This window comes from Fusobacterium sp., from assembly GCF_032477075.1.
GTDB lineage: Bacteria > Fusobacteriota > Fusobacteriia > Fusobacteriales > Fusobacteriaceae > Fusobacterium_A.
Genome location: NZ_JAWDXO010000007.1, coordinates 1 through 24,914 on the forward strand (window position 1 = coordinate 1; position 24,914 = coordinate 24,914).

Genomic DNA, 24,914 nt, shown 5'->3' on the forward strand with positions numbered 1-24,914 from the left:
TTCAGAAAAAATGTTACAATTTAATAACTAAAAAATAAAAAGTATGCCTTAAAATAATAAAGAAAGGGAAGAATTCCTTTTAAGGCATACTATTTTTATGAATAAGATAATTTTAAAGATTGGAGTGATTCATATTTATAAGAAAAAAGATATTATATTGACAGGATTTGCTTTATTTGCAATGTTATTTGGAGCAGGAAATCTAATATTTCCTCCTATGGTAGGATATGTAGTAGGAGATAAATGGATGTCAGCTATGGCAGGATTTTTTATAACTGGAATAGGATTTCCTCTTCTTGCTATATTGTCATCAGTGCTAGCTGGAAAAGAATTAGATGATTTTGCTGATAAAGTATCACCTCTATTTAGTAAAATATTTAATATTATTTTAATTTTAGCTATTGGGCCTTTTCTTGCTATACCTAGAACAGGGGCTACAGCTTTTGAATTAATGCTTCTTCCTCATATAAGCAATGAAAATCTATATAAGTATGGATTTTTAGCTTGTTATTTTATAATTGTATTTTTATTTTCTATAAAAGCTAATGCAGTAATAGAAAGAATTGGAAAAATTCTTACTCCAATATTATTAATAATATTGGCAGTTATAATTATAAAAGGAATATTTTTTCCAATAGGAGAACTATCAGTTAAAAATGTTAATAATACATTTAGATATGGATTTTATAATGGATATCAAACAATGGATACTCTTGCAGCTATAATATTTTCAAGTATAATTTTGAAAGCTATTAGAAATGGCAGAAATCTTACTGAAAAACAGGAGATGAAATTTTTAAGTAATTCAAGTATGATAGCCGTTTGTGGACTCTCAGTTGTATATGGAGGACTTTTGTATATAGGGGCTACCTCCTATGGAGTATTACATAGTAGAGGAACAACTCAGCTTCTTACAGATATAGTAAATAAATTATTAGGAAAGGGAGGGAATTTAGCTTTAGGAATATGTGTAGCAGGGGCTTGTTTGACAACAGCAATAGGGCTTACAGCTACAGTGGGAGATTACTTTAGTAACTCTTTAAAGATTTCATATGGGAAGATAGTTACTGCGACAGTCTTATTGAGCTATATTTTTGCTGGATTTGGAGTGGATACAATAGTGAAAATATCATCTCCGATACTTACATTTCTTTATCCAATAGCAATAGTTTTGATATTACTTAATTGCTTCAAAAAATATATTTCATCAAATGAAATTTATCTTGGTGCTGTAATAGGAGCAGGAATAGTAGGTTTTTTTGAAATGACTCAAACTCTTGGATTAAATCTTCAATTCTTGAATAAAGTATATGTAAAGTTACCATTACAAACTTTTGGACTTGCATGGATAATGCCAAGTTTAATATTTGCTGCTGTTTTTAGTATTATCTTTAAAAAGAAGTAATAAAGTTCATTTTTCGTACTGTTTTCAAGTAATTTTGTTTATAAAGGAAATTAAGTTGTATGTTTTCTAAATGTATTATAAGATATGGTATAAACCTTTTAAGTAAAAGGAGTGGAAGTATGGATTATAAAATTTTAGTATGTGGGATTTTGTTATTGATAAGCCTTCTTTCAATAAGAGTAACAAAAAAAGTACAGATTCCCTTACTTATAATGTTCCTTTTTATAGGAATGGCAGCAGGATCAGAAGGAATTGGAAAAATAGAGTTTGATGATGCAAGGCTGACTCAGAATATAGGGAATTTTGCATTATTATTTATACTTTTTGCAGGAGCTTTAGAAACAAAAAAATCAGATGCCATGATGGCACTTTACCCCAGTGGAATATTAGCAACAGCAGGAGTTTTTCTTACAGCAGTATTGGCAGCTTTTGCAGCATATATGATAACAGATTTTACTCTAAAAGAGGCTTTTCTTTTTGGAGCAATAGTATCATCAACAGATGCAGCAGCTGTTATATCTATGCTAGGAGGTTCTAATCTGAAAAAAAGGATAAGGACAGTTATAGAGATAGAATCAGGAAGTAATGACCCCATGGCATATGCTCTTATCCTTTTTGTTTTATCAATGTTTCAGGCTGGAGATTCAAATATTTTTATGAGTATTTTATTTCTTATTCAGCAGATAATAGTTGGAGCACTTATGGGAGTGTTATTTGGAAAAATAACTCTTCCTATGGGAAGAATACTTCGTATTGAAAGAGAAGAATTTCTTACTATACACATGATTGCTGTACTGTTTATATGTTTTTCAGCAACTAATCTTATTGGAGGAAATGGATTTCTTGCAATATATCTTATGGGAATAATAGTAGGAAATGAGAGATTTGATTTTAGAATGAATACTATCAGAAATATGAGAGTAGCTTCATGGCTGATGCAGATAACAATGTTTATTATTCTAGGACTTCTTGTATTTCCCAGCCAGTTAAAAATGGTTATGATAACAGGAAGTGTTCTTGCAATAATGATAACAATTGTAGCAAGAACAATAGTTGTATTTTCTTTGATGGCACCATTTAAATATAGTAAAAAAGAAAAATTCTTTATGTCATGGGCTGGACTAAAAGGTGCTGTACCAATTATATTTTCTACAACAGCTATTACAGCTGGAATAGATAATTCACAAGGAATATTCAATATGGTATTTTACTTAGTTGTATTCTCAGTATTAATACAGGGAATGACATTGAAACCTCTTGCAAAATATTTAGGACTTGTAGAAGAAACTGTAGATGACAAAGCCAATGAGATAGATTTGGAGGAATTGGAAGAACTTTCTATTAAAAAACTTTATCTTGATAAATATTCAGAATATGTGAATAAAAAAATAAAAGATCTTCAGCTGCCCAAAAATATGCATATTATTTCTATAAGACGTGGTGATGAAGATATAATTCCAAAAGGAGATGTAATATTAAAAGCTGGAGATAAGATATTATTTTCAACTAAATAATAAATAAAAAACTGACTGACAATTAAATTTATATGTTAAGTCAGTTTTTTTATATAAAATTATAAAAAAAGAAGAAATTTTAAAGTATTTTAGAATAATTATATAAGTAAGTATTTTATAAAAAGCAAAAGGAGGGGTAAAAATGGAATTTAAAAATAAATATATTTATACCCAGCAGATGTTTAGAGAATTCATAAAATATTATAAATATAGATATCTTCATATAGGCATAATATTTCTTATTATAAGTACTATATTTTGTTTATTTATAGCTAATAAATTTGGTTTAGTAAATATAAAATTTGTTTTTTCTATGATTGGAATGGTTGTTCTTCTTTTATTGGTAAATTTTCTTTATACTTTAGAAAGTGAGATTTTATATAAGAATTCATTAGAGGAAGAAGGTATTTTGGAAACAGAAGTGGAATTTACTAATAAAATAGTTGTAAAAATAGGTAAGAATAAAAAATATTTTGATTATGAAGATATAACTTCAATTTATAATTTAAAGGGTATATGTATCTTAACTATTGGAAAAACTAATGGTATCATTTTGAAAAAGAATGGATTTTATTTGGGTGATTATGCAGATTTTTTACATTTTATAAAATCAAAATGTAATAAAGTAAAAAAATTAGGATTAATCTTACAAGAATATTAAAAGAAGCGGTTTTAACCGCTTCTTTTAAATTTAAACTTTTAATAATTCATTTCTACGTTTAAAAGCTTTGTCAACTGCAGAATAAGGAAGTTTAAATTTTCCATCATGTGGTTTTAAACATTGTATATCAAGAACCCATGTATTATTTTTTAATAACTCTACTTCAAAATCCTCCAGATTATCAAAACTAGTATGTGAAGAAGTATCACTACCAATATTTTTTTCACTGCTGGTTATGGTTTCAATAATGCTTCCTTTTTCATTGTAAAAATGATAACCATATCCATATACCTTTCCCCAACTGTTCATTATTATAAAAGAAGCAATTAGAGGGATTTCAGAAAAATAATAAATTTTTTCTTTATCTTTTTTTAAAATAATAACGGCATTTTCATATATTTGCAGTATAGAGTTATTTTTTCCATTGTAAGATTTTTTTAAAAATCCTTTTTCTATCTTTTTTTCATTAGAAGAATTAAATAATATTTCTATTAAACTATCTTTTGGATAAGTCTTATTTTCAAAGATTTTAGACATAAATTTTGAAATTAAGAAAATAATTATTAATGTTATAATACCCAAAATTACCACTAAAAAATATGCTTTCTCCCTATTCATCTTTCCCCCTTGAAACTTACAATTTATTGATGTATATAATAAAATATATCATATACTTAATTTGATTACAAGAAATCTTTCTTTCCATTTTGTCATAGAATAGTTGCATTATGTTGAAGAAAAATAAAAAAGGCATAATCTATATTTGGATTATACCTTTAAATTTATTTAAATATTATAATAAAGGTTTTCTGTTGGGAATACTTGATCACAAGTAAGGTCAACACCTAGTTTTCTTAAAGTCTGTTCATCATTTCTACTAAGAATATTAGTGCTGTGAGCCTGAGTTCCTTTTAACATATGTATTTTATCCATGGCTACTTGAGCCATTGGATTAGTTGCTGCTGAAATACTTAAAGCTATTAGTATTTCTTCACAATCAAGAGCTATATTTTTGCTTTTAAATGTTTTAGATTTTAAATTGATAATAGGTTCAAGTATAACTGGAGATATAAGAAGTATTTCATCATTTATATTTGCAAAATGCTTAATGGCATTAAGAACAGCTGCAGAAGCAGCATCCATTAAAGCTGATTTTTTTCCAGTAACAATAGTTCCATCAGATAGTTCTAAAGCAATAGCAGAGCAAATACCATTTTTATCATTATGTTCAGTTTTTAACTTAGCTAATCTTTCTCTAGCCACTGATACTACTTTTCTATCTTCTTCTTTTAAGTTTAAAGATTCCATTATCATTTGTGTTCTCTGGAAAGTTTCTTTATCTACATAACCTTTCTTATATTCACAACCAGTTTTAAAATATCTTCTTATTATTTCTTGCTTAGAGGCTTCTTTTACAACATTATCATCTATTATTCCATAACCTACCCTGTTTACTCCCATATCAGTAGGAGATTTGTACATAGATTCCTTTCCTGTTATTTTTTCTATTATTCTTTTTAATAAAGGAAAAGCTTCAATATCACGATTATAGTTTATAGCAGTTTCTCCATAAGCCTCTAGATGGAAAGGATCAATCATATTTACATCTTTAAGATCTACAGTAGCTGCTTCATATGCAATATTCAATGGGTGCTTAAGAGGGACATTCCATACAGGAAAAGTTTCAAATTTTGAATATCCTGCAAAAGTTCCTCTTTTGTATTCATGATATAGTTGGCTTAAACAAGTGGCAAGTTTTCCACTTCCAGGACCAGGGGCAGTTATAACAACTATTGGTTTAGTTGTCTCTATATAAGGATTTTTTCCATAACCTTCATCACTGACAATTGTATCTATATCTGTAGGATAACCTTTAGTTGATCTATGCTTGTATACTTTGATGCCTCGACGCTCTAGTTTATTTATAAATAGAGTTGTAGCAGGCTGATCATCATATCTTGTTATAACGACACTATTTACTGCTAACTGATATTCTCTAAGATCATCTATCAATCTGAATACATCCATATCATAAGTGATTCCAAAGTCTCCTCTGATCTTATTTCTTTCTATATCTCCAGAATATACACAGATAACAATTTCTACTTTTTCTTTTAATTTGTGTAGCAGCTTTATTTTAGCATTTTCATCGAAACCAGGAAGAACTCTTTTGGCATGAAGGTCAAATAAGAGTTTTCCACCAAATTCAAGGTATAATTTATCGAAATTATTTACTCTTTCAAGAATGTATTTTGATTGTTCTTCAAGATATTTATTATGATCAAATCCTATCTTCATTCATCTCTCCTTTAAAATTATAAAAAATAAAAAATTAATTATTTTAATTTAAACGACTTTATATTTTAACACATTTATTAAAGAATTACTAGAGATTATTTGAGTATAAAATCAATATATTTATTTAATGATTCCCTTGTATTACCATCTCTGCCCACTGTTTTGGTACTATGAAGGAGAGAACTGAGAATAGATTCTTCCACAGTTTCTATAATTGCGCGGAAAATTATATCTATCTTATTTTCATTGATTATTTTTATACTTATAATATCTTTTTCTTCATAATGATTAATTTTGTTTGCAGTAGTAAAAGCAATAACAACATCTCCACTTCCATTACCAATATGTGAACCAGTTCTGGCAAGAGAAACAGGAACTCTTTTAGAAATTCTTTTTAATTGTCTTTCATTCATAGGGATATCAGTAGCAAGAATAATTATAATAGAACCTTTTTCTAATTGTTCTTCATTTTCCAAGGCAATAATCTTATCTCCTAATTTTTTTCCATTTACTATAAGATCCTTTTTTAATCCAAAATTTGAAAGTACCATAGCTCCAACTGTATATTCTTTTTCATCTAATCTAATTATTCTTGAAGCTGAGCCAATTCCTCCCTTTAGCTGATAACAGCTCATTCCTGTACCAGCTCCTATATTTCCTTCTTGAAATTTTATATCTGCACTTTCTATAGCTTGAAAAATATGTTCCTCTTTTACATGAAATCCTCTTATATCATTTAAATAACCATCATTACATTCACAAACTACTGGATTTATAGTCCCAGCAGTTACTTTAATATCTTTATTATTTTTAAACATATATTTAATAAGAGCAGTAGAAGCAGTTCCTACACTTAGGGTGTTTGTGAGAATAATAGGAGTTTCAAGTGTTCCAAGTTCATTGATTTGCATTAAACCACAGCTTTTTCCAAAACCATTTATTACATAAGAAGAACACATAAATTTATCTTTAAATATATTTCCAGAATGGGGAAGTAAAGCAGTAACTCCAGTTTTTATTTTTCCATCATTTAAAGTAGTATGACCAACTTTTATTCCCTTAATATCACTTATAAGATTATTTTTTCCAGAAGGAAACTCTCCTATTTTTATATTTAAATTTTCTATTCCCATAGCTACCTCCATTTTACAATTATTATAATTATAACTCAAATATTAAAGTATTTGAAGTATAAATTAAAATTAGAAATTATTTAAAAAGTGTAGAAACATTAATACTGTATATTTTATTCAGAGTAAGGCAAATATATCTCATATCTATAGATATGAGAATATTATAGTTATCTATGATTCTTGAATGATAATGGTTGACAAAAGGAAATAAAAGTGGTATTATAAATTGAAAATTAATACTTTGGGAATGAGGTTCTCCCTTTGTGATAACACAAAAACCGCTTATAAGCTGATGACTTCTGCATTTTTGTAATGCAGATCATCAGTTTTTTTTATTAGTTAAAGGAGGAAAAAATGTTAACAAGTTTGGCACTTATATTTTTAGTAGGATTGATATTAGGAGCACTGTTTACAAAATTAAAACTTCCAGCTCTTTTGGGAATGATAATAACAGGAATAATATTAGGTCCATTTGCTTTGAATCTTTTAGACGATTCTATACTTTCAATATCTCCAAGTCTTAGGCAGCTAGCCTTAGTTATAATTCTTACAAGAGCAGGATTGGCAATGGATATAGAAGATTTAAAAAAAGCAGGAAGATCAGCTTTTCTTATGTGCTTTTTACCAGCATTGTTTGAAATAATAGGAACTGTACTTATAGCTCCAAAACTTTTAGGAATAACAGTACTGGAAGCAGCCATAATAGGAAGTGTAATAGCTGCAGTGTCTCCAGCAGTTGTAGTTCCAAGAATGTTGAAATTAATAGAGGAAAAAAGAGGAACAGGAAAAAGTATTCCCCAGTTGATAATGGCAGGAGCTTCAGTAGATGATGTGTTTGTTATTGTACTTTTTACTTCTTTTTTAGGGTTTGAAAAAGGAGGAGGGTTATCAGTTATAAAGTTGGTATATGTACCTATTTCAATAGCAGTTGGGATAATAACAGGAATAGTAATTGGATATATACTAGTAAAGTTCTTTAAAAAGTTTCATATGACAGATTCTGTAAAAGTAGTTATTTTATTAAGTATATCATTTTTATTATTAGAACTTGAAAAAAAAATGGGAGAAAAGATTCCATTCTCTTCTCTTATAGCAGTGATGAGTATTGGAATAGGAATTTTAAAAAATTATGATATTCTTGCAAAAAGACTTTCAGCAAAGTTTTCAAAATTATGGGTAGCTGCTGAAATTCTTCTTTTTGTATTGGTAGGAGCAACAGTAGATATAAAATATGCTATTGCAGCAGGATTTTTAGCAATAATATTGATATTAGGAGCGTTAGTATTTAGAATGGCAGGAGTTTATTTTTGTTTGTTAGGGAGCAGGCTTAATACAAAAGAAAGAGCCTTTACAATGATGGCTTATACTCCTAAAGCAACTGTACAGGCAGCTATTGGAGGCATACCTCTAGCTATGGGACTTGCATGTGGAGAATTGACATTGACAGTGGCAGTTCTTTCTATATTAGTAACTGCACCATTAGGAGCTTTTGCAATTGATTATAGTTATAAAAAACTTCTGAAACAAGGATAATAAAAAAGAGAGTTGTTCTAATACGAACAGCTCTCTTTTTTATCTATATATAAAACATCTTGGGGAAAGATTTATTTATGTTTAAAATATACCATTGTTTTATGGCAGTTCTGTTACAGATAAAAGAAATAATAATTTTTATAAAACATATTTTTTTATAGCTTTTATTACTCCATTATTATTATTACTTTCAGCTATAAAGTTAGAATGAGTTTTTAAAAGAGGATGAGCATTTTCCATGGCGAAACTGTATTTTCCTGTAGACATCATTTCAAGATCATTTAAATAGTCTCCAAAAACCATTGTTTCATCATATGATATATCAAGTTTTTTCTGAATCATCTCAACAGCTTTTCCTTTATTAGCATCAGACATCATTATATCCAGCCATATTTTTCCTGAAACAACTACTTTATATCTGTTTTCAAATTTTTTAAAATGAGTATAGCTATTTTTTTCAGAGCCTCTGAAATCACAAACAGCTAATTTTAAAATATCATCTTCTACTTTAGTAATATCATCAACTATTTGCAATTCAGTATAGTATTTTCTAAATTCTTCCATAAATTTTTCATTTCCAGGTTCTACATATGCAGATTTCTTTCCACAAAGAACTACGCAAGTTTCTTCTATTCCTCGAGAAGCTTCAATAAGTTCAATAGTTTCTTCTTTTGGAATTGTATTAATATATAATTCTTTATTTTTGTACATAACATAAGTACCATTTTCAGCTATAAAAAGTATATCATCTTTTATAGAAGCGAATCTATGGAGAAGATTATAGTATTGTCTTCCACTTGCAGCAGCAAAGATGATACCCTTTTCATTAATTTTTCTTTCAATTTTCCAAAATTCCTCATTTATATGATTGTTATCATCAAGGAGAGTTCCATCCATATCTGTAATAATCAATTTTATCATTTATATCTACCTTTCCATATAATTTTTCTCTATTTTATCATATTTAAAGAAAAAAGTTGGAAAAATTTTGATATAGAAAAAAATTTGATTTTTCATGAATGTTTTGAGAACTAAAAGTTTATATTTTGAGTAGAATGTGTATAGAAAATAATTAAACTCTGACAATCTCATATTTATATATATATTTCCTGATAAAATAAAAAGATGAAACAAGAGTAGCCAGTTCAGCAGCAGGAACAGACCACCATATACCTGTTGTACCAAATACTTTAGGAAGAACTATAAGGAATATTCCTATAAGAATAATACCTCTTAAAATAGTTATTGTAGTAGAAATTTTAACTTTTTTTACAGCAGTAAAATATCCAGCAGTAACTATATTTAATCCATTAATTATATAAGCAAAACTATAAACAGTAAGAGCATATTTTGTCATTTTAAATGTTTCTATATCATTTAAGAAAATTGATATTATTTTTTCAGAGAAAATATTAATACTTCCATAAAAAACTATTCCTGCAGCTATTATCATTAATAAGCTTATTTTTAAAGTTTTTATTACATCTGTATATTTCTTTGCTCCTAGATTAAAACTGACAATAGGTTGTATTCCTTGGCTGAATCCAATCATGGTCATAACAACAAAAGAAGAAATGTAGCCAATTATACCAAAAGCAGAAACTCCTTTTTCTCCCAGTTCTTTTATTATGACAATATTAAAAATAAATATAGCAATACCAGTAGAAACTTCTGCTAGAAATTCAGCAAAACCTATTTTAGAAATTTTTAATAAATCTTTAAAAGAATATTTTAATTTTATGAATTTTATCTTCTTAGTTTTAAATAATATATAAAAAAGAAGCATAGACATAGATGTAAGTTGTGACATTCCAGTAGCGAAAGCAGCTCCTTTTATTCCATAAGGATATACAACTACAAAAAGATAGTCTAAAAATACATTTATAATCCCTCCAGACATAACGCAAATAGCTGGATAAACGGGATTACCATCCACTTTTATATATATTTCAAGAGCATAACCAACCATATAGCAAGTACAGAATAAAATAACAACACTCATATAATCTTTTACATAAGGGAATAATACACCGCCACCACCTAAAAAATGAATAACAGGGTCTATAAATATTGTTATAAATATAGAGAGAATTATTCCAAAGGCGGCTAAAGATAGAGTTGCTGTAGTAAATATTTTATTCCCAGCTGTTCAGTCACCTTCACCAAAATGTATAGCTATCATTGTTGAACTTCCAACAGCTATCATTATTCCAACAGCAAATGTGAAGTTGATAAGAGGCATAGTAATATTTACTCCTGCAAGACCCAAAGGACCAACATATTTTCCAATGAAGATACCATCTACCATAGTATAAATAGTGAACATCCACATAGAGATTACAGAAGGTATACTATACCTCAATATGGTCCTTATTAACGATTTTTTTTCTTTCATATAAATCACTCCTTTTATTATTTGATTATATTATAAACTTTAGAACAATTCCAAGGTCAATAGAAATATGATATAATTTAGAAAGAAAAGTTTAATAACAAAGTTTTTTAGGGAGAGATTATGAAAAAATTATATAAAATTGGAGAAATAAGTAAACTTTATAATATAAGCAGTGATATATTAAGACATTATGAAAAAATAGGGTTGATCATTCCTGATGCAAGAGATGAAAATGGATATAGATATTATTCTCAAAAACAAATATGGAAATTAAATAATATAAGAAATTTAAGAAATTTAGGAGTGGGATTAAAAAAAATAACAGAATTTATGGAAGATAGAAATTTAATAAAAACTAAAGAAGTAATAGATTTTCAATTAATAAAAATAGAGGAAAAATTAAAAAAATTTTCTGAATTAAAAAAAGAACTTGAAGATAAGAGAAAAAATATAGAATATTTTGAAGAATTTAAAGAGTATGAAAAACCTGTGTTGAGGGAAATAGATAAAAGATATATTTTATATAAAAAAGGAAATTTCCATGAGGAATGGGAAATAGATTTTGAACTGAAAAAATTAAAAAAGAAACTTCCTGATGACAATGACTTTATTTTTACTGAAAGTGAAGTTGGAACCACTATTTTGAAAGAAAACTGGGAAAATGGTGAATATCTTAATTACAGCAGTACATTTGTAATAACTGCGGATAAAACAGAAAATATAATAAAAAAAGAGGTATACTTAACTTTTGTATTCAAAGGAAGCTATGAAAAAGTGAGAGAACATTATGCCTTTTTAAAAGAATACATAAAAACAAATAATCTTACTGTAACAGGGGATATAATTGAAATATATCATATAGAGATACATATTACAGATAATGAAAATGAATATGTTACTGAAATTCAAATACCTGTAAAAAAATAGTATTATTCTTTTGAAAATAATAAAAAATAGGTTATAATTGTATTAAGGGAGATGGGGTTTATTATTATTTTATGGAGGATGATGTGGAATGTGCTTAGAAGAAAATACTAAAATATTCATGGCTGATGGCTCACACAAACCTATTAAAGAAATAAGAATAGGGGATATGGTAATGAGCGACTCTGGAGAGTCTAAAATAGTAAGAAATGTGTGGCAGGGAAGAGAGGAACACATGATGTGTATAGAACTAAAAAATGGTTCAAAAGTTACACTTACAGAGAATCACCCTATAAAAACTGTATCTGGAATGAAAAAAGCAAAAGAAATAGATGAGAATGATGAAATATTAATAGTTTATGGAGATAAATTTAAAATAGCTTCAATAAGCTGTATTGAATATAATGGAAGAGTATACAATTTAGATATTTCTGGAAATTTTATGATGGCTGAAGGTATAGCTGTTGGAGATTTTGAAGCACAAAATAAAATATAGCAATAAAAAAGACTGTAAATAAAGAATAAATTATCTACAGTCTTTTTTAATTAGATGATTATTTTAACTTTTCAACCCATGCAGCTATTCTTTCATCAGTCAGATTGCTTTGGTTATTTTCATCAATAACAAGTCCTAAGAACTCACCATCATCTGCACCTTTTGAATCTGAGAATGAATATCCATCAGTAGAAGTTTTTCCTACAAGAGTGATTCCTTTACCTTTTATTTCATCATAGATTATTCCTATTCCGTCAACAAAAGTATCTCCAAATCCTTCTTGATCTCCTACACCTATCAAGGCTATTTTTTTTCCAGTAAGATCCATTGTTTTTAATTTATCAAGAGGATCAAACCAGTCATCTTGAAGATCTCCCATACCCCATGTAGATGTAGCCAGTATAGCAAGATCATAGTCTTTTATTTTATCAATATCAGATGCTGGCATAACATCTGCATTTAATAATTTTCCTACTCTTTCAGAAATATCTTGAGTAACCCCAGTTGTACTTCCATAAAAAATTCCAGTTTTCATAATTATAACTCTCCTTTTTTCATTTTATTTTTTCTGCTAATAGAATTATAAAACATTTTATTTTGAAAATCAAGATATTTTTAAATAAAATAATTTTAAAGAAAAATAAAATTTAATTTTAAGAGATAATTAAAACTTAGTAAATAAAACTATAAAAACTAGAGAAAAGTTTTTAAAAAGATAGTAGAATATATTACATATAAAAAAAGGTATAAAGAAAGGGAAAAACTCTTAAAATTTAAAATAGTTTTCAATAAAAAATGTTATAATAAAAAAAATTAGATTTATAAGGACTGGTGAAAAATGAAAATAATAAAGATAGTAAAAAAGAATCATGTATTTGAGATATTGTTGATAATATTTTTTCTTTTTTTATCATTTATATGTTTAAATTTTATAGGAGATATACCTTTAAAAGAAAAATTTACAGATTATTCAAGAATATCAGATTTGATACAGCTTTTAAAAGTAGAGGTAGTAACTGAAAATATAAATATGTCTCTTATTTATGCTTATAAAAGATATATCATATTGTTTTTGGGAAGTGGATATTTAACATATTTGATACTTCTTACCATACTTTTTCATAAAACTTGTAAAGAGAGCATACTATACATTGGTTCTCTTTATTTTTCTTTTGCAATAGGAACAGAAATTTTAAGTTATGTACTTCCTTTTGATAATTGTAAGGTATTCCTTACTATTTTAAGTTGGATCTTTGTATTTTGTGGGTATATAAGATTTATAAAATATTTTTGGGAATTACTTTTTAATAAAAAATCAAAAGTTATAGACATAATCAATCTTGTTCTTATTATTGCAACAGTTTTTCCTCTTTCACTTGCTATTAAAGAATTTCAGACTATATATTTTACAGAAAATTTTATGAGTTCTACTTTAGGATTACAAATATTTTTTGATTACTTTAAAAATGGATTCATTGTTATAATAATGATATTCAGTTTTATTTCAATTTTTTATAATAAGAATAAAAATAAGAAAAAAGAATCTCTTTATTATTTTATACTTTTTTCAATTCAGCTTTTATGCAGTATATATATTTACAATGAACTTAATTTATATGGAAATTTTGAATTTATGGCTCATTTTATGCTCAATATACTTTTTGTTCATGTACAACTTGAGGATATCAAGCTTACAACAGATAATCAGTTTTTTCGAACTATAAATTTTAATGTAATAAGGATATTGATAACTTTTATAACTATAAGTTATTTTATAAAGAAAAATATACTTACAGGATATGTTACTGGGATGCTTGCAATAATCATATCTGTAGAAATTATCTCTTTTGTTTTTTTATTTTTTTCAGAGCAGGAAGAGGTAAATTTTGATAATTTTTTAAATAAATTGAAAGGAATTGAATCTTTAAATGAATTTTATATTTTTCTTGAAGATGGATATACAAAAATATTTAGGCTTATAGAATTTAAAATGACAATATTTGATCTTGATTTTGATACTAGTGAATATGAAGATGAGCCACTAATAACTTTTTCTCCAATTTTTGAAGGGAAGAAATATGATGTGAGGATAAAAATACAAAATAGAAATAAACTTTTAGGTTTTATTTATATAAAAGACCCACGTATGCTGTTATATAGGAGAAAACTTAAAAATTTAAAAAAACTTACTTTAGAAACAGCTCCTGTAATCGAAAATCTTTTGCTTAAAAATCTTCAGATACATCATTATAAAAAAATAGAAAAAGAACTTAATAAAAAAATAGAGGTTTTGGAAAAGGACTTATTTTACATAAAAGAATTAGCTGGTCTTATGGAAAAAGTTGATGATAGGAAAAAAATTGAAATACTAGGTATTATAAGAGCAAAACTCACTGGAGACAGCGGAGGTGAAAAATAATGAAATTTCTATTTTATGGAGATGATTTGTTTTTTTACCTTTTAAAAGAAACTTTTACTTTTGATATTGGAAGAGTAGAAAATTTTGAAAAAGGTTTTCCAGAAGAAACTGTACTTATAACTGATAATAATATTTTTAATATTGAAAATATATCTTTTGATAATTTAAAGAAAATATATATTTATTCAGACAGAGTAGAAACAAAATTTTTAAAAAGATATAGTGATTTTATAAACAAGATATCCTTTCATGGAAGAGATGAGTATATATTTTTTGAGAAATTCTTTATAGAAAAATTAGATAAAGTAAAGTTAGATAAGCGAAATAAAGTTATATTGTCTGATAGCTTTAAAGATGTAGTAATCCCTATGGAAGATATTGAATATTTTTCATATGACAGGAATCAGAAAAAATCTTTTGCTATTGTTGATGGAAATTCATATTTTCTGAAAAAATCTCTAACAGAAATTGAAAAATTTATGGAAGACTCAGATTTCATAAGAATTGAGAGGGGAATAATTCTTAATATAAAGAAGATAAAGGAGATAGATTACAAAGAGGAATATGTAATGACAAATAGCGGACAAAAAATATATCTAGGAAGAAGTATACTTAAAAAAATAAGTGAAAATTATTTTGAGGATTTTTATAGATTATAATAAAAATAAATTTTGAGGAAAAAAATAAAGTTTTTGGGAAATAAATGGTTGTTTTTGTTCTTTTTTAATATTATTAGGCTTGGATTGATATATAATTATCTCAAAGTTAAATAAAAATATCATGGGAGATGGTTATATGTCTGTAAAAGATATGGAATTAGAAACAAAATTAACTCATGGATGTCATACTCCAGATAGTGAAACAAGATCACTCACTTCACCTATATATCAGACAGCAACATATGGAGCTGTTACTCAAGAGCATTTTGAAGATATGTGTTATAACTGGGGACATGTATATACCAGAGAATCAAATCCTACAACTGACGAACTTGCAAGAACTCTTGCTTTAATAGAAGGATGTGAAACTGGAGTAGTAACTTCTTCAGGAATGGGAGCAGTAACTTCTATGTTTTTCAGTCAAGTAAAAAGTGGAGATCATATAATTTGTGCAAATGGAATGTTTTCTCATACAACACTTTTTGTAAAAGAATGTCTTATGAATTTTGGAGTAGAAGCAGATTTTGTAGATGCTAGAGATTATGAGAATGTAGAAAAATGTTTAAAATCAAATACAAAAATAGTATACATAGAATCACCTTTAAATCCTTCATTGAGACTAGTAGATATAGAAAAAATAGCCAAATTAAAAGAAAAACAAGATTTTATATTTGTAGTTGATTCTACATTTGCTCCAAATCCTATACAATATCCAACAAAATTAGGAGCAGATCTTGTTATTCATAGTCTTACAAAATTTCTCAATGGCCATGGAGATGCAATAGGAGGGGCAGTTCTTGGAAAAAGAGAACTTATTCATAAAATAAAATGGCCCTCTATGCCTTGCTTTACAGGAGCGTGCCTTGCCCCAATGACAGCATGGCTTATTCTTAGAGGAGTAAGAACACTTGATATGAGAGTAGAGAGACATTGTAAAAATGCTTTAGCAATAGCTGAATTTTTAGAAAATCATCCTCTTATTGAAAATGTGAATTATCCTGGATTAAAATCTAGTCCAGATTATGAATTATGTCAGAAACAGATGAATGGAATGGGTGGCGGAATGCTTTCATTCACTTTGAAAAAGGCTGGAACTAATGAAGAAAGAGTTGCTATGACAAAAAGATTTATAAATAAAGTAAAGCTAATTACAATAGCTACAAGTCTTGGAGAAGGACATACTCTTATATCTTTATATGATGGGGGACTTGTAAGAATAGCAGTGGGACTGGAAAAAGATACTGATCTTATAGCAGATTTAAGAGATGCATTGAATAAAATAAATGAGGGGGAGAGATAATTATGAACGATAGATTAAAAAAATTTATGATAGTATTTATGATTGGATTTGCAACTACAGCTATGTATAGTTTACCTTATATGAAATCAGTATTTTATGATCCAATGAGAGAAGCTTTAAGCCTAAATCATAAACAATTGGGGAATTTATTAAGTATATATGGAATAGTAGCAACAGTTTCTTACTTTCCAGGAGGATGGCTTGCAGACAAGTATTCAGCTAAAAAACTTGTTTCTTTTTCACTGATATCAACAGGAATTTTAGGTATGTGGATGGCAATGGCACCAAGTTATCCTATTCTTTGCATGATTTTTTTTCTATTTGGGATAACTACTATTCTTACATATTTTGCTGCAATAATCAAAGTAATAAGAATGCTTGGAGATAGTTCAGAACAGGGAAGATTATTTGGACTTTATGAAGGATTTGGAGGAGTGGCTGGAACTGTACTTTCATTTGGAGGATTATATTTCTTCTCTAAATTTGAAAATATAATAGAAGGATTTAAAGCTGCAACTATAATGTATTCAGTTTGTTCAATGGTATGTGGAGTAATTCTTTTTCTGATTATAAAGGAAAGAGAGGTAGAGAAAAAAGAACAGGTAAAATTTACAAGTTTAATACAAGCTGTAAAAATGCCTAAAGCATGGTTGATAAGTGCAATTATTTTCTCTGCATATATGGTATTTTCAAGCCTTACTTATCTTAATCCATATATGACAGAGATATTTAAGATGTCTATGGCATTGGTTTCATTTGTTGCTATCTGCAGAACATATGTTATTAAATTTATAGCTTCTCCTTTAGCAGGAGTAATAGCAGATAAAATAGGTTCATCAACAAAATGTCTTTTTGGAGGATTTATTTTAGTAACAATAACACAAGCAGTATTTTTAATAACTCCAGGAAACCCATCATTAGTTTATGTAGCACTTGTAAATATGCTTGTTCTTACGATATTGATGTTCGCTTTCAGAGGAATTTATTTTGCAACAGTAGATGAATCTAATATTCCTATCAATGTAACAGGAATAGTAGTAGGATTTGTATCAGTTATTGGATTCCTTCCAGATGCTTTTTATTATACATTAGTTGGAAGCTGGTTAGATAAATATGGAAATACAGCTTATAAATATGTTTTTTCACTTTCTTTAGCTTGCAGCATTTTAGGAATAATTGCATCTTATGCACTATTAAGAATAGTGAGCAGGGAGAAAAAAAAGGAATTATAAACCAGTAGTGGTACTATATTAAATAAGACAAAAGGAGGAGAGAAATTATGGAGTTTTTAGATTATATTTTAAAAATACATAGAGAAATCTTCTTCTTTTCCTGTGAACATATATTTCTGTCTTTTATATCTATTATAATGGCAGTAATTATAGGAATACCAACAGGGATAATTATAACTTATTATGAAAAAGCAAGAAAAATAATACTTGGAGCAATAAATGTTATACAGGCAGTGCCAAGTATGGCTCTTTTTGGTTTTTTAATTCCAATAATTGGAATAGGGAAACTTCCAGCAATAATAATTGTTGTCCTTTACTCACTTCTTCCAATAGTTAAAAATACATATATAGGATTAGATGGAATAAGTCCACTTACTATTGAAGTTGCAGAAGGAATAGGAATGACAAAATATCAAATACTGCAGAAAGTTCAGTTTCCATTAGCTCTTCCAGTAATAATGGGAGGAGTCAGAATAGCAGTAGTAACATCTGTAGGACTTATGACTATAGCTGCTTTTGTAGGAGCTGGGGGATTAGGTTATCTTGTATTTTCTGGAATAAGAACAATAAATAATTACCAAATATTAGCAGGAGCCATACCAGCATGTATATTAGCTTTGCTGATAGATTATCTTACTGGAGTTTTAGAAAAAGCCATTATTCCAACTGGAATACAGCTCAATAAGAAAAGGTCTATTTTTAATAATAGAAAAAAGAAAAGAATATTGGCAGTAGCAATGTTTGCTGGAATATTTTTTACAGTAATTTTTTCTGGAATGGTAACAATGTATAAACCTGCAAGTAAAAAAGTTATTGTTATGGGAAGTAAGGAGTTTACAGAGGGAGAGATACTGGCCAATATAATGGCTATAATGATAGAAGAAAAAACAGATATATCTATAGACAGAAGATTTGCTCTTGGAGGAACACAAATATGTTTTAATGCTTTAAAAAGTAATGAAATAGATATGTATGTTGATTATACAGGAACTGTATATGGAGATACATTAAAATATCCTCCTATTCAGGATATGGAAAAAGTATATGACACAGTAAAAAAAGATATGAAAGAAAAATATAATATAGAAGTTTTGCGACAGCTTGGGTTTAATAATACTTATGCTCTGGCTGTGAGAAAGGATACTGCTGAAAAATACAACTTAAAAACAATAAGTGATTTAGAAAAAATAGTAAGAAATCTTACTCTATCAGCAAGTCTTGAATTTCTTAATCGAGAAGATTGTTTTATAGGATTGAGCAAAAAATATAAACTGGATTTTAGAAAAGTAATAGGTATAGATGGAAGTTCTAAATATCTTGCTTTAACAAATAAAGAGAGTGATGTGATAGATGTATATACTACAGATGCTCTTCTTCAAAAACTTAATCTGGTGGTATTGGAAGATGACAGACATTTCTTTCCACCATACTATGCTGTTCCTCTTATAAGAGGAGAAATAATAGAAAAATATCCAGAAATAGTTTCAATAATAGAAGAATTGCAAAATGTATTGAATGATAAAATTGTATCTTCTCTTAACTATAAAGTAGAAAATCTTGGAAAGAAGCCAAATGAAGTAGCATTGGAATTTATAGAGGAATATAAACTTTTGAAATAGGAAGGGATATAAGATGATAGAATTTGTTGAGGTTAACAAAAATTTTGGAGAATATCATATAATAAAAAACCTTTCTTTAAAGATAGAAACAGGTAAAATTACTGTGATAATAGGTTCCAGTGGCTGTGGAAAGACTACAACTTTAAAAATGGTAAATAAGCTTATTCTTCCTACTTCTGGAAAAATATATATAGAAGGGGAAGATATTTCTCAAAAAGATACTATCAAACTAAGAAGAAATATAGGATATGTTATACAGCAGACTGGACTTTTCCCACACATGACTGTAAAAGAAAACATAGAAATTATTGCTAAAATAGAGAATATAGATAGAAATAAAATAAATTTGAGAACAAAAGAGCTTATGAAAATGATAAATCTTGATTATGCAACATTTTCTGAGAGATATCCTCTGGAACTCAGTGGAGGACAGCAGCAGAGAGTGGGAGTAGCAAGAGCTTTTGCCCTAGATCCAGAAATAATACTTATGGATGAACCTTTCAGTGCAGTGGATCCAATAAGCAGAAAGCAGCTGCAGGATGAATTGATAGATATTCAAAAAAATCTTGGAAAAACGATTATTTTTGTTACTCATGATATTCATGAGGCAGTAAAAATAGCTGATAAAATATGTCTTATGAATAATGGAGAAATAATGCAGTATGATACTCCTGAAAATATTATCAAAAATCCTAAAAATGATTTTATTAGAAAATTTATAAATAGTTAAATTTTAAAATACTGAAACTGATAATAAGCTCTTAATAAATAAATAAAAAGAGGTGGTCAGCAAACTCAAATAATAAAAAGGGACTATCTTAGACCACCTCTATCAACATATTTAAAGACAAGATTGAACAAATTTTTCTGAGAAAAGAGTTTTTTTAGCTACCTCTTCTATTGTCATTCCCTGTTCTAAAAATCTTTTACAAACTAATTTCATATTTTCTCCAACTTCAATAATATGATAATCAAGATCATAAAATCTAACAGCTCTCTGCCCCCAAAAATGCTCTATTACATCATGAACATATTTTATTTCAGGAAAAGATTTTAATTTTATTATAAAATTGTCAAAATCATCCTCTTCAAAATACATTTCTGCATCATTACCTTTATATTTTATATCTTTAGATTGTTTTCCAATAAATTCAATCCATGATTCCCTAGTTTGAAGAGCTAACCCTCCAGTAAAAGTTATATTTGCTCCAAAATCTGAAATTACTCTTAGACCCAAGACTTTTTTGTAAAATTCTCTTGAATTTTCTATATTATTTACTACAAGCATTGGACATTTAAACTTCATTTTATCAACTCCTTTTTTCTCAAACAAAACGTTTGCTTTCCCATTTTCTGCTTTTCCATCTAAGCAGCATAGCAATAGCTCTGCACCATTCATCAGCAGCATTAGCTATCCAAATTCCAACAAGTCCCCATCCTAGCTTTATTCCTAAAATATATGAAAAAAGAACAGCAACAATAAAAATAAATATTATTCCCATAAACATTGGAAATTTTATATCTCCAGCAGCATGAAGAGAGTTGATAATAACAATATTAAATACTCTACCTACTTCTAATAGTATCATTAATGGAAACACTTTTAAAGATATTTCTAATATCACAGGATCAGTAGTAAAAATTCCCATTATATTTCTTTTGAAGAGAACAACTATCGAAGTGACAATAAAAGCTAAAATTATTGATAATTTTAAACTTTTAAAGCATTTTTTATAAGCCTCATCAGGCTCATGGGCCCCTACTAATTGTCCTACTTGTATAGCAGTTCCCTGTCCTAATGAGATGGAAAATGTCATTACAAAAGTGGCGACAAGCATAAGATAAGTACGAGAGGCTATATAGCTTGTACCAAGAGCATTTACCATTGATAAAATCATAAGCTGTCCAATATTCCATGCAAGATTTTCTCCAGCTGTTGGTATTCCAATAGAGAGAAGATTTTTTATTACATTAAATGGAAATGGAGAAAGATACTTTTTTCTAAACCTAAATTTACAGTATCTCATCATAACTACCAGACCAACAAGACATCCTAGTCCTCTTGAAACGACAGTGGATATACCAACTCCTGTAGCTCCTAATATAGGCATTCCAAACCATCCGAATATAAACATACCATTACCAAGAATATTTAATAAATTAACTCCAATATTAACAAATAACATAGGTTTTGGGTTACCATGGCTTTTCATGATTGCCCCGCAAGTAAGTGTGATAGCCTGAAATACACAAAGTCCTCCAACTAGTTTAAAATAAGTTTTACCTATACCTATAAGCTCTGTTGGAAGTTTTATTTTTATAAGAATACCATTCCAAAATATAAAATAAATAAGTCCCATAAGAATACCTAATACAATATTAAATAAAACAGATACACTGATAACTTCTTTAATTTTTTTCTTATTTCTTGCACCTATATATTGAGCTATAAGAATGCTTGTAGCAAGAGATATAAATCCAAATATTACATTTTGAATATTTAAAACTTGACTGATACCTCCAACAGCACCAACAGCTTTATCACTATATTTTCCAAGCATGATAGTGTCAATATTTCCCACAACATTAACTAATAAAAGCTCTAAAAAAATTGGTACAGTCAAGGACATAAGCGACTTGATTTTAATTTTCTCCATTTAGAAATCTCCCTATCATTTTTTATAATATACTACATCATTGTATTTTATAGTATTTCTCTAAAATAATCTATAAATTTTTTAATTTCCGTATAAATCGAAGAAAAGATTATAAAATTTCGACTTTTTGTATTTGAAAAGAATAGATTAGGCTTATTGATAAGAAGAAAAAAAGTTAAAAATACTTAATACTGTATTTTTATAAAAATATGATAGAATATATAAATAGTTTAAAAAAATTATTATAATATTAACTGAAAAGTTTCCTTGATGTTATGAATAGAATGAAGAAGCTTTTTTATTTCTATTTTTTATCAGATATGCTATAATATTCAATAATATAAGAGTGAAGAGAGGAATAGAAGATGGAGATTATAAGCAAGAATAAACCAAAAGGATTAGCCTATTCAAAACATAAAAAATTAAAAAAAGCAAAAAGGCTTGAAGAAGAGAAAAAGTTCAAAAGATTGACTGAAAATAAAAGAAAAAATGCTGAAAATAGAAAAGAAAGAGCAATAGAAAAAGAAAATATAGATAAAATATCTCAAGTGATCATATTAGGTTATAATAAAGGAATGCTTTTTATTCACATTGAGGGAAAAGAAGAAAAGAGGGCTCTTTTATTTGATAAAAAAACAGTCACCAAAGAAAATCTTGGAAGAGAAATAAGAAATTTTGAAGTAAAGCTTTATGGTGAAAACTGGAAAATATCAATATTAAAAGGCTTTCAGGAAATGAAAGATGAGCTTGTTTGGAAGCTATCTGAGGAAATCTAAAGTCAAGTCCATACTGTGAATGCAGTATGGATTTTTAATACTATTGTTTGGAGGAATAAATTATGAAGGAATATATATTAAAAAATGGAAAAAAACTTATAATAAGACTTGCTGAGGAAAAAGATGCAGAAGGACTTTTAATACATATAAATGAAGCTGGGAGAGAAACTGATTTTCTTGGATTTGGAAAAGAGGGATATGATAAAGATATTGAGCATGAAAAGAAATATATAAAGTCATTTACTCCTAAAAATTTTATGCTTGTGGCTATAATAGATGAAGAAATAATAGCAAGTTGTGGTATAACAGCAAGGGAAGAGAGAATAAGGTTGAAACATATGGGAAATCTAGGAATATGTGTTCAAAAAAAGGCATGGGGAATTGGTGTAGGAAATTATCTAATGGAATATGTTTTAGAAAAAGCTAAAGAAGGTGGACTTACTAAAGTAAATCTTGATGTAAGAATAGACAATGAAAAAGCTATACACTTATATGAAAAATTTGGATTTGAAAAAGAGGGAACTATTAGAAAATGTCTACTTATAGACGGAGTGTATTATGATAATTATATAATGGGCAGAGAGGTATAGAATGATTTTTAGAGCAGATAAAAAATATTATAAAGAATTAGAAGAAATATGGGAAAAGTCTGTAAGAGCTACTCATGATTTTCTTACTGAAAAGAATATAGTAGATATAAAAAAAGAAATTCCTTTATATTTTGAGGCAGTAGAAATATACTGTACTAAAAATTGTGATGGGAAAGTAACTGGATTTATAGGAATAGCAGAGAAAAAAATAGAAATGCTTTTTGTAGACCCAGAATATTTTGGAAAATCTTTAGGAAAAACTCTTATTAGATATGCCTTAGAAAATAAAGAAATAGATGAAGTAGATGTAAATGAACAAAATGAAAAAGCTTTAAAATTTTATCAATATATGGGATTTGAAGCGATATCAAGAGATGAATTTGACAGTATGGGAAATCATTTTCCAATATTGCATATGAAAGCAAAAAAGATGGTATAAAAACCATCTTTTTTAGTTTAATTATTTTGATGATGGAAGAGTAACTTCTACACGATTTTCATAAGCATTTTTAATAGCTCCAAGAATGTCTCCATGAGAATCTTTTATACTCATAGTAGCTCCAGCTACAACATCAACAAGCTCTTTTTTTTCAGAATCAGATAATTTGCTAAATTTTTCTATATCTTTCCCATTCTTACTTTTTTCTTTTAAAGGTCTTCCATTTACATCAGAAGTTGATTTAGCAAACCAAGTTTCTATTTCAGCAACAGTTTTACCTTTAAAAAACTCTTGATAAAAATTCATTTGCTTATCCCATTCGTTTCTTGGATTCATTCCATAGTCTTTTCCACGTTCACGTTTAGTTTTCCAACTATCTACTTCAGCAGTAATATTTTCTACTGTATTTTCTGATATTCCAGTAACATTTCCAGATTCGTGATCAGTTACATTATATCCCGCTGTTCCAGGCCAACCAGAGAAATGCGGCATAGATGGACCATCATAGTTTGGAGTGCTTAACTCAAGTGCATCTACAACAATATTAATTATTCTTCCATTTTCATCAAATAATCCAGAAGCAGTTACATAGTTAAGACTGTATACATCTACTCCTTTACTGTCTTTACCTGGACCTACACGAAAATTAGCAGACTTTCCAAGACCTTGATATATTTTTGTTTCAGCTGAAAGATTAAAACTCATTCCTAAAAATAGACCCCCAGCTAAAAGTGTATAAATTGATTTTTTTAACATATATCCTCCTTGATTAAAATTAGAATAAATTACACTTAAATTATATAAAAAAAAATGTAATAAATCAATGAAAGTTATGTAAGATAGAAAATTTATATAATTATTAAA

At 27.8% G+C, this 24,914-nt stretch carries 25 protein-coding genes and 1 riboswitch; of the genes, 15 read left to right on the forward strand and 10 right to left on the reverse strand.

The window, feature by feature from the left end; all coding sequences use genetic code 11:
• The first annotated feature begins 97 nt into the window (after positions 1–97).
• The 3 genes from brnQ to E6771_RS04565 all read left to right on the forward strand — a co-directional run bounded on the left by brnQ (position 98) and on the right by E6771_RS04565 (position 3,580).
• Positions 98–1,405, forward strand: a complete 1,308-nt coding sequence (brnQ, locus tag E6771_RS04555; RefSeq protein WP_316089946.1) for a branched-chain amino acid transport system II carrier protein — start codon at positions 98–100, stop codon at positions 1,403–1,405.
• A gap of 119 nt (positions 1,406–1,524) precedes the next feature.
• Positions 1,525–2,919 carry a potassium/proton antiporter gene (locus tag E6771_RS04560; RefSeq protein ID WP_316089947.1) on the forward strand — a complete coding sequence of 465 codons (1,395 nt, stop codon included), beginning with the start codon at positions 1,525–1,527 and terminating at the stop codon, positions 2,917–2,919.
• 142 nt (positions 2,920–3,061) lie between these two features.
• The gene (locus tag E6771_RS04565; protein ID WP_316089948.1) at positions 3,062–3,580 is read left to right on the forward strand and encodes a YcxB family protein; all 519 of its coding nucleotides are present in this window, start codon (positions 3,062–3,064) and stop codon (positions 3,578–3,580) included.
• A gap of 30 nt (positions 3,581–3,610) precedes the next feature.
• Here E6771_RS04565 and E6771_RS04570 read toward each other — a convergent pair whose 3' ends face one another.
• From E6771_RS04570 to E6771_RS04580, 3 genes are all read right to left on the reverse strand, one after another.
• On the reverse strand, positions 3,611–4,198 hold the full coding sequence (locus tag E6771_RS04570; protein WP_316089949.1) for a hypothetical protein: 588 nt from the start codon (positions 4,196–4,198) through the stop codon (positions 3,611–3,613).
• A 168-nt stretch (positions 4,199–4,366) separates the two neighbouring features.
• Entirely contained in the window at positions 4,367–5,878 is a 1,512-nt protein-coding gene (locus E6771_RS04575; protein ID WP_316089950.1) for a DUF1846 domain-containing protein, read from the reverse strand.
• Positions 5,879–5,973: 95 nt separating this feature from the next.
• Positions 5,974–7,011, reverse strand: a complete 1,038-nt coding sequence (locus E6771_RS04580) for a P1 family peptidase (protein WP_316089951.1) — start codon at positions 7,009–7,011, stop codon at positions 5,974–5,976.
• A gap of 234 nt (positions 7,012–7,245) precedes the next feature.
• Positions 7,246–7,320: riboswitch (Fluoride riboswitch) on the forward strand.
• A 45-nt stretch (positions 7,321–7,365) separates the two neighbouring features.
• Here E6771_RS04580 and E6771_RS04585 point away from each other — a divergent pair.
• Positions 7,366–8,544: a cation:proton antiporter gene (locus E6771_RS04585; protein ID WP_316089953.1), complete on the forward strand. Its 1,179-nt coding sequence runs from the start codon at positions 7,366–7,368 to the stop codon at positions 8,542–8,544.
• Positions 8,545–8,682: 138 nt separating this feature from the next.
• On the opposite strand, the gene E6771_RS04590 is transcribed toward E6771_RS04585, so the two are convergent.
• The 3 genes from E6771_RS04590 to E6771_RS04600 all read right to left on the reverse strand — a co-directional run bounded on the left by E6771_RS04590 (position 8,683) and on the right by E6771_RS04600 (position 10,939).
• Entirely contained in the window at positions 8,683–9,465 is a 783-nt protein-coding gene (locus tag E6771_RS04590; RefSeq protein WP_316089954.1) for an HAD family hydrolase, read from the reverse strand.
• 151 nt (positions 9,466–9,616) lie between these two features.
• On the reverse strand, positions 9,617–10,546 hold the full coding sequence (locus E6771_RS04595) for an MATE family efflux transporter (protein WP_316089955.1): 930 nt from the start codon (positions 10,544–10,546) through the stop codon (positions 9,617–9,619).
• A gap of 147 nt (positions 10,547–10,693) precedes the next feature.
• Positions 10,694–10,939: an MATE family efflux transporter gene (locus E6771_RS04600; RefSeq protein ID WP_008696604.1), complete on the reverse strand. Its 246-nt coding sequence runs from the start codon at positions 10,937–10,939 to the stop codon at positions 10,694–10,696.
• Positions 10,940–11,059: 120 nt separating this feature from the next.
• On the opposite strand from E6771_RS04600, the gene E6771_RS04605 reads away from it, so the two are divergent.
• Positions 11,060–11,866, forward strand: coding sequence for a MerR family transcriptional regulator (locus tag E6771_RS04605; protein ID WP_316089956.1), 807 nt, complete (start codon positions 11,060–11,062; stop codon positions 11,864–11,866).
• An 88-nt stretch (positions 11,867–11,954) separates the two neighbouring features.
• Complete coding sequence (locus E6771_RS04610; protein WP_316089957.1) at positions 11,955–12,359, forward strand: Hint domain-containing protein; 405 nt, start codon at positions 11,955–11,957, stop codon at positions 12,357–12,359.
• Between the two features lie 58 nt (positions 12,360–12,417).
• On the opposite strand, the gene E6771_RS04615 is transcribed toward E6771_RS04610, so the two are convergent.
• Entirely contained in the window at positions 12,418–12,894 is a 477-nt protein-coding gene (locus E6771_RS04615; RefSeq protein ID WP_316089959.1) for a flavodoxin, read from the reverse strand.
• A 303-nt stretch (positions 12,895–13,197) separates the two neighbouring features.
• On the opposite strand from E6771_RS04615, the gene E6771_RS04620 reads away from it, so the two are divergent.
• From E6771_RS04620 to E6771_RS04645, 6 genes are all read left to right on the forward strand, one after another.
• The gene (locus tag E6771_RS04620; protein ID WP_316089960.1) at positions 13,198–14,778 is read left to right on the forward strand and encodes a hypothetical protein; all 1,581 of its coding nucleotides are present in this window, start codon (positions 13,198–13,200) and stop codon (positions 14,776–14,778) included.
• Positions 14,778–15,437, forward strand: a complete 660-nt coding sequence (locus E6771_RS04625; protein ID WP_316089961.1) for a LytTR family DNA-binding domain-containing protein — start codon at positions 14,778–14,780, stop codon at positions 15,435–15,437. The genes E6771_RS04620 and E6771_RS04625 overlap by 1 nt, the downstream gene beginning before the upstream one ends.
• Positions 15,438–15,573: 136 nt before the next feature.
• Positions 15,574–16,737 (forward strand): PLP-dependent aspartate aminotransferase family protein, encoded by a 1,164-nt coding sequence (locus E6771_RS04630; RefSeq protein WP_316089962.1) that lies wholly within the window; start codon positions 15,574–15,576, stop codon positions 16,735–16,737.
• Between the two features lie 2 nt (positions 16,738–16,739).
• On the forward strand, positions 16,740–17,969 hold the full coding sequence (locus E6771_RS04635; RefSeq protein WP_316089963.1) for an MFS transporter: 1,230 nt from the start codon (positions 16,740–16,742) through the stop codon (positions 17,967–17,969).
• Positions 17,970–18,016: 47 nt separating this feature from the next.
• Positions 18,017–19,588 (forward strand): glycine betaine ABC transporter substrate-binding protein, encoded by a 1,572-nt coding sequence (locus E6771_RS04640; protein WP_316089965.1) that lies wholly within the window; start codon positions 18,017–18,019, stop codon positions 19,586–19,588.
• Between the two features lie 13 nt (positions 19,589–19,601).
• Entirely contained in the window at positions 19,602–20,318 is a 717-nt protein-coding gene (locus E6771_RS04645; protein WP_316089966.1) for an ABC transporter ATP-binding protein, read from the forward strand.
• A 111-nt stretch (positions 20,319–20,429) separates the two neighbouring features.
• Here the strand turns inward: E6771_RS04645 and E6771_RS04650 are convergent, their stop codons facing one another.
• Both E6771_RS04650 and E6771_RS04655 read right to left on the reverse strand, forming a co-directional pair.
• Positions 20,430–20,987, reverse strand: coding sequence for a VOC family protein (locus E6771_RS04650; RefSeq protein ID WP_316089967.1), 558 nt, complete (start codon positions 20,985–20,987; stop codon positions 20,430–20,432).
• The gene (locus E6771_RS04655) at positions 20,914–22,245 is read right to left on the reverse strand and encodes an MATE family efflux transporter (protein WP_316089968.1); all 1,332 of its coding nucleotides are present in this window, start codon (positions 22,243–22,245) and stop codon (positions 20,914–20,916) included. Before E6771_RS04655 ends, E6771_RS04650 begins: the two co-directional genes overlap by 74 nt.
• Before the next feature lie 365 nt (positions 22,246–22,610).
• On the opposite strand from E6771_RS04655, the gene E6771_RS04660 reads away from it, so the two are divergent.
• The 3 genes from E6771_RS04660 (at position 22,611) to E6771_RS04670 (ending at position 24,050) form a co-directional block, all read left to right on the forward strand.
• A complete protein-coding gene (locus tag E6771_RS04660; protein WP_316089969.1) occupies positions 22,611–23,021 on the forward strand; it encodes a hypothetical protein in 411 nt (136 codons plus the stop codon).
• A 62-nt stretch (positions 23,022–23,083) separates the two neighbouring features.
• Positions 23,084–23,611, forward strand: coding sequence for a GNAT family N-acetyltransferase (locus E6771_RS04665; protein WP_316089970.1), 528 nt, complete (start codon positions 23,084–23,086; stop codon positions 23,609–23,611).
• Between the two features lies 1 nt (position 23,612).
• Positions 23,613–24,050 (forward strand): GNAT family N-acetyltransferase, encoded by a 438-nt coding sequence (locus tag E6771_RS04670; protein WP_316089971.1) that lies wholly within the window; start codon positions 23,613–23,615, stop codon positions 24,048–24,050.
• A gap of 21 nt (positions 24,051–24,071) precedes the next feature.
• On the opposite strand, the gene E6771_RS04675 is transcribed toward E6771_RS04670, so the two are convergent.
• Positions 24,072–24,806, reverse strand: coding sequence for an FMN-binding protein (locus E6771_RS04675; protein ID WP_316089972.1), 735 nt, complete (start codon positions 24,804–24,806; stop codon positions 24,072–24,074).
• Positions 24,807–24,914: the final 108 nt, after the last annotated feature.

Excerpts from the sequence above, each read along its gene's own strand:
- brnQ (WP_316089946.1), top strand. The coding sequence starts at position 98 with ATGAATAAGATAATTTTAAAGATTGGAGTGATTCATATTTATAAGAAA.
- E6771_RS04560 (WP_316089947.1), top strand. The coding sequence starts at position 1,525 with ATGGATTATAAAATTTTAGTATGTGGGATTTTGTTATTGATAAGCCTT.
- E6771_RS04565 (WP_316089948.1), top strand. The coding sequence starts at position 3,062 with ATGGAATTTAAAAATAAATATATTTATACCCAGCAGATGTTTAGAGAA.
- E6771_RS04570 (WP_316089949.1), bottom strand. The coding sequence starts at position 4,198 with ATGAATAGGGAGAAAGCATATTTTTTAGTGGTAATTTTGGGTATTATA.
- E6771_RS04575 (WP_316089950.1), bottom strand. The coding sequence starts at position 5,878 with ATGAAGATAGGATTTGATCATAATAAATATCTTGAAGAACAATCAAAA.
- E6771_RS04580 (WP_316089951.1), bottom strand. The coding sequence starts at position 7,011 with ATGGGAATAGAAAATTTAAATATAAAAATAGGAGAGTTTCCTTCTGGA.
- E6771_RS04585 (WP_316089953.1), top strand. The coding sequence starts at position 7,366 with ATGTTAACAAGTTTGGCACTTATATTTTTAGTAGGATTGATATTAGGA.
- E6771_RS04590 (WP_316089954.1), bottom strand. The coding sequence starts at position 9,465 with ATGATAAAATTGATTATTACAGATATGGATGGAACTCTCCTTGATGAT.
- E6771_RS04595 (WP_316089955.1), bottom strand. The coding sequence starts at position 10,546 with ATGAGTGTTGTTATTTTATTCTGTACTTGCTATATGGTTGGTTATGCT.
- E6771_RS04600 (WP_008696604.1), bottom strand. The coding sequence starts at position 10,939 with ATGAAAGAAAAAAAATCGTTAATAAGGACCATATTGAGGTATAGTATA.
- E6771_RS04605 (WP_316089956.1), top strand. The coding sequence starts at position 11,060 with ATGAAAAAATTATATAAAATTGGAGAAATAAGTAAACTTTATAATATA.
- E6771_RS04610 (WP_316089957.1), top strand. The coding sequence starts at position 11,955 with ATGTGCTTAGAAGAAAATACTAAAATATTCATGGCTGATGGCTCACAC.
- E6771_RS04615 (WP_316089959.1), bottom strand. The coding sequence starts at position 12,894 with ATGAAAACTGGAATTTTTTATGGAAGTACAACTGGGGTTACTCAAGAT.
- E6771_RS04620 (WP_316089960.1), top strand. The coding sequence starts at position 13,198 with ATGAAAATAATAAAGATAGTAAAAAAGAATCATGTATTTGAGATATTG.
- E6771_RS04625 (WP_316089961.1), top strand. The coding sequence starts at position 14,778 with ATGAAATTTCTATTTTATGGAGATGATTTGTTTTTTTACCTTTTAAAA.
- E6771_RS04630 (WP_316089962.1), top strand. The coding sequence starts at position 15,574 with ATGTCTGTAAAAGATATGGAATTAGAAACAAAATTAACTCATGGATGT.
- E6771_RS04635 (WP_316089963.1), top strand. The coding sequence starts at position 16,740 with ATGAACGATAGATTAAAAAAATTTATGATAGTATTTATGATTGGATTT.
- E6771_RS04640 (WP_316089965.1), top strand. The coding sequence starts at position 18,017 with ATGGAGTTTTTAGATTATATTTTAAAAATACATAGAGAAATCTTCTTC.
- E6771_RS04645 (WP_316089966.1), top strand. The coding sequence starts at position 19,602 with ATGATAGAATTTGTTGAGGTTAACAAAAATTTTGGAGAATATCATATA.
- E6771_RS04650 (WP_316089967.1), bottom strand. The coding sequence starts at position 20,987 with ATGAATGGTGCAGAGCTATTGCTATGCTGCTTAGATGGAAAAGCAGAA.
- E6771_RS04655 (WP_316089968.1), bottom strand. The coding sequence starts at position 22,245 with ATGGAGAAAATTAAAATCAAGTCGCTTATGTCCTTGACTGTACCAATT.
- E6771_RS04660 (WP_316089969.1), top strand. The coding sequence starts at position 22,611 with ATGGAGATTATAAGCAAGAATAAACCAAAAGGATTAGCCTATTCAAAA.
- E6771_RS04665 (WP_316089970.1), top strand. The coding sequence starts at position 23,084 with ATGAAGGAATATATATTAAAAAATGGAAAAAAACTTATAATAAGACTT.
- E6771_RS04670 (WP_316089971.1), top strand. The coding sequence starts at position 23,613 with ATGATTTTTAGAGCAGATAAAAAATATTATAAAGAATTAGAAGAAATA.
- E6771_RS04675 (WP_316089972.1), bottom strand. The coding sequence starts at position 24,806 with ATGTTAAAAAAATCAATTTATACACTTTTAGCTGGGGGTCTATTTTTA.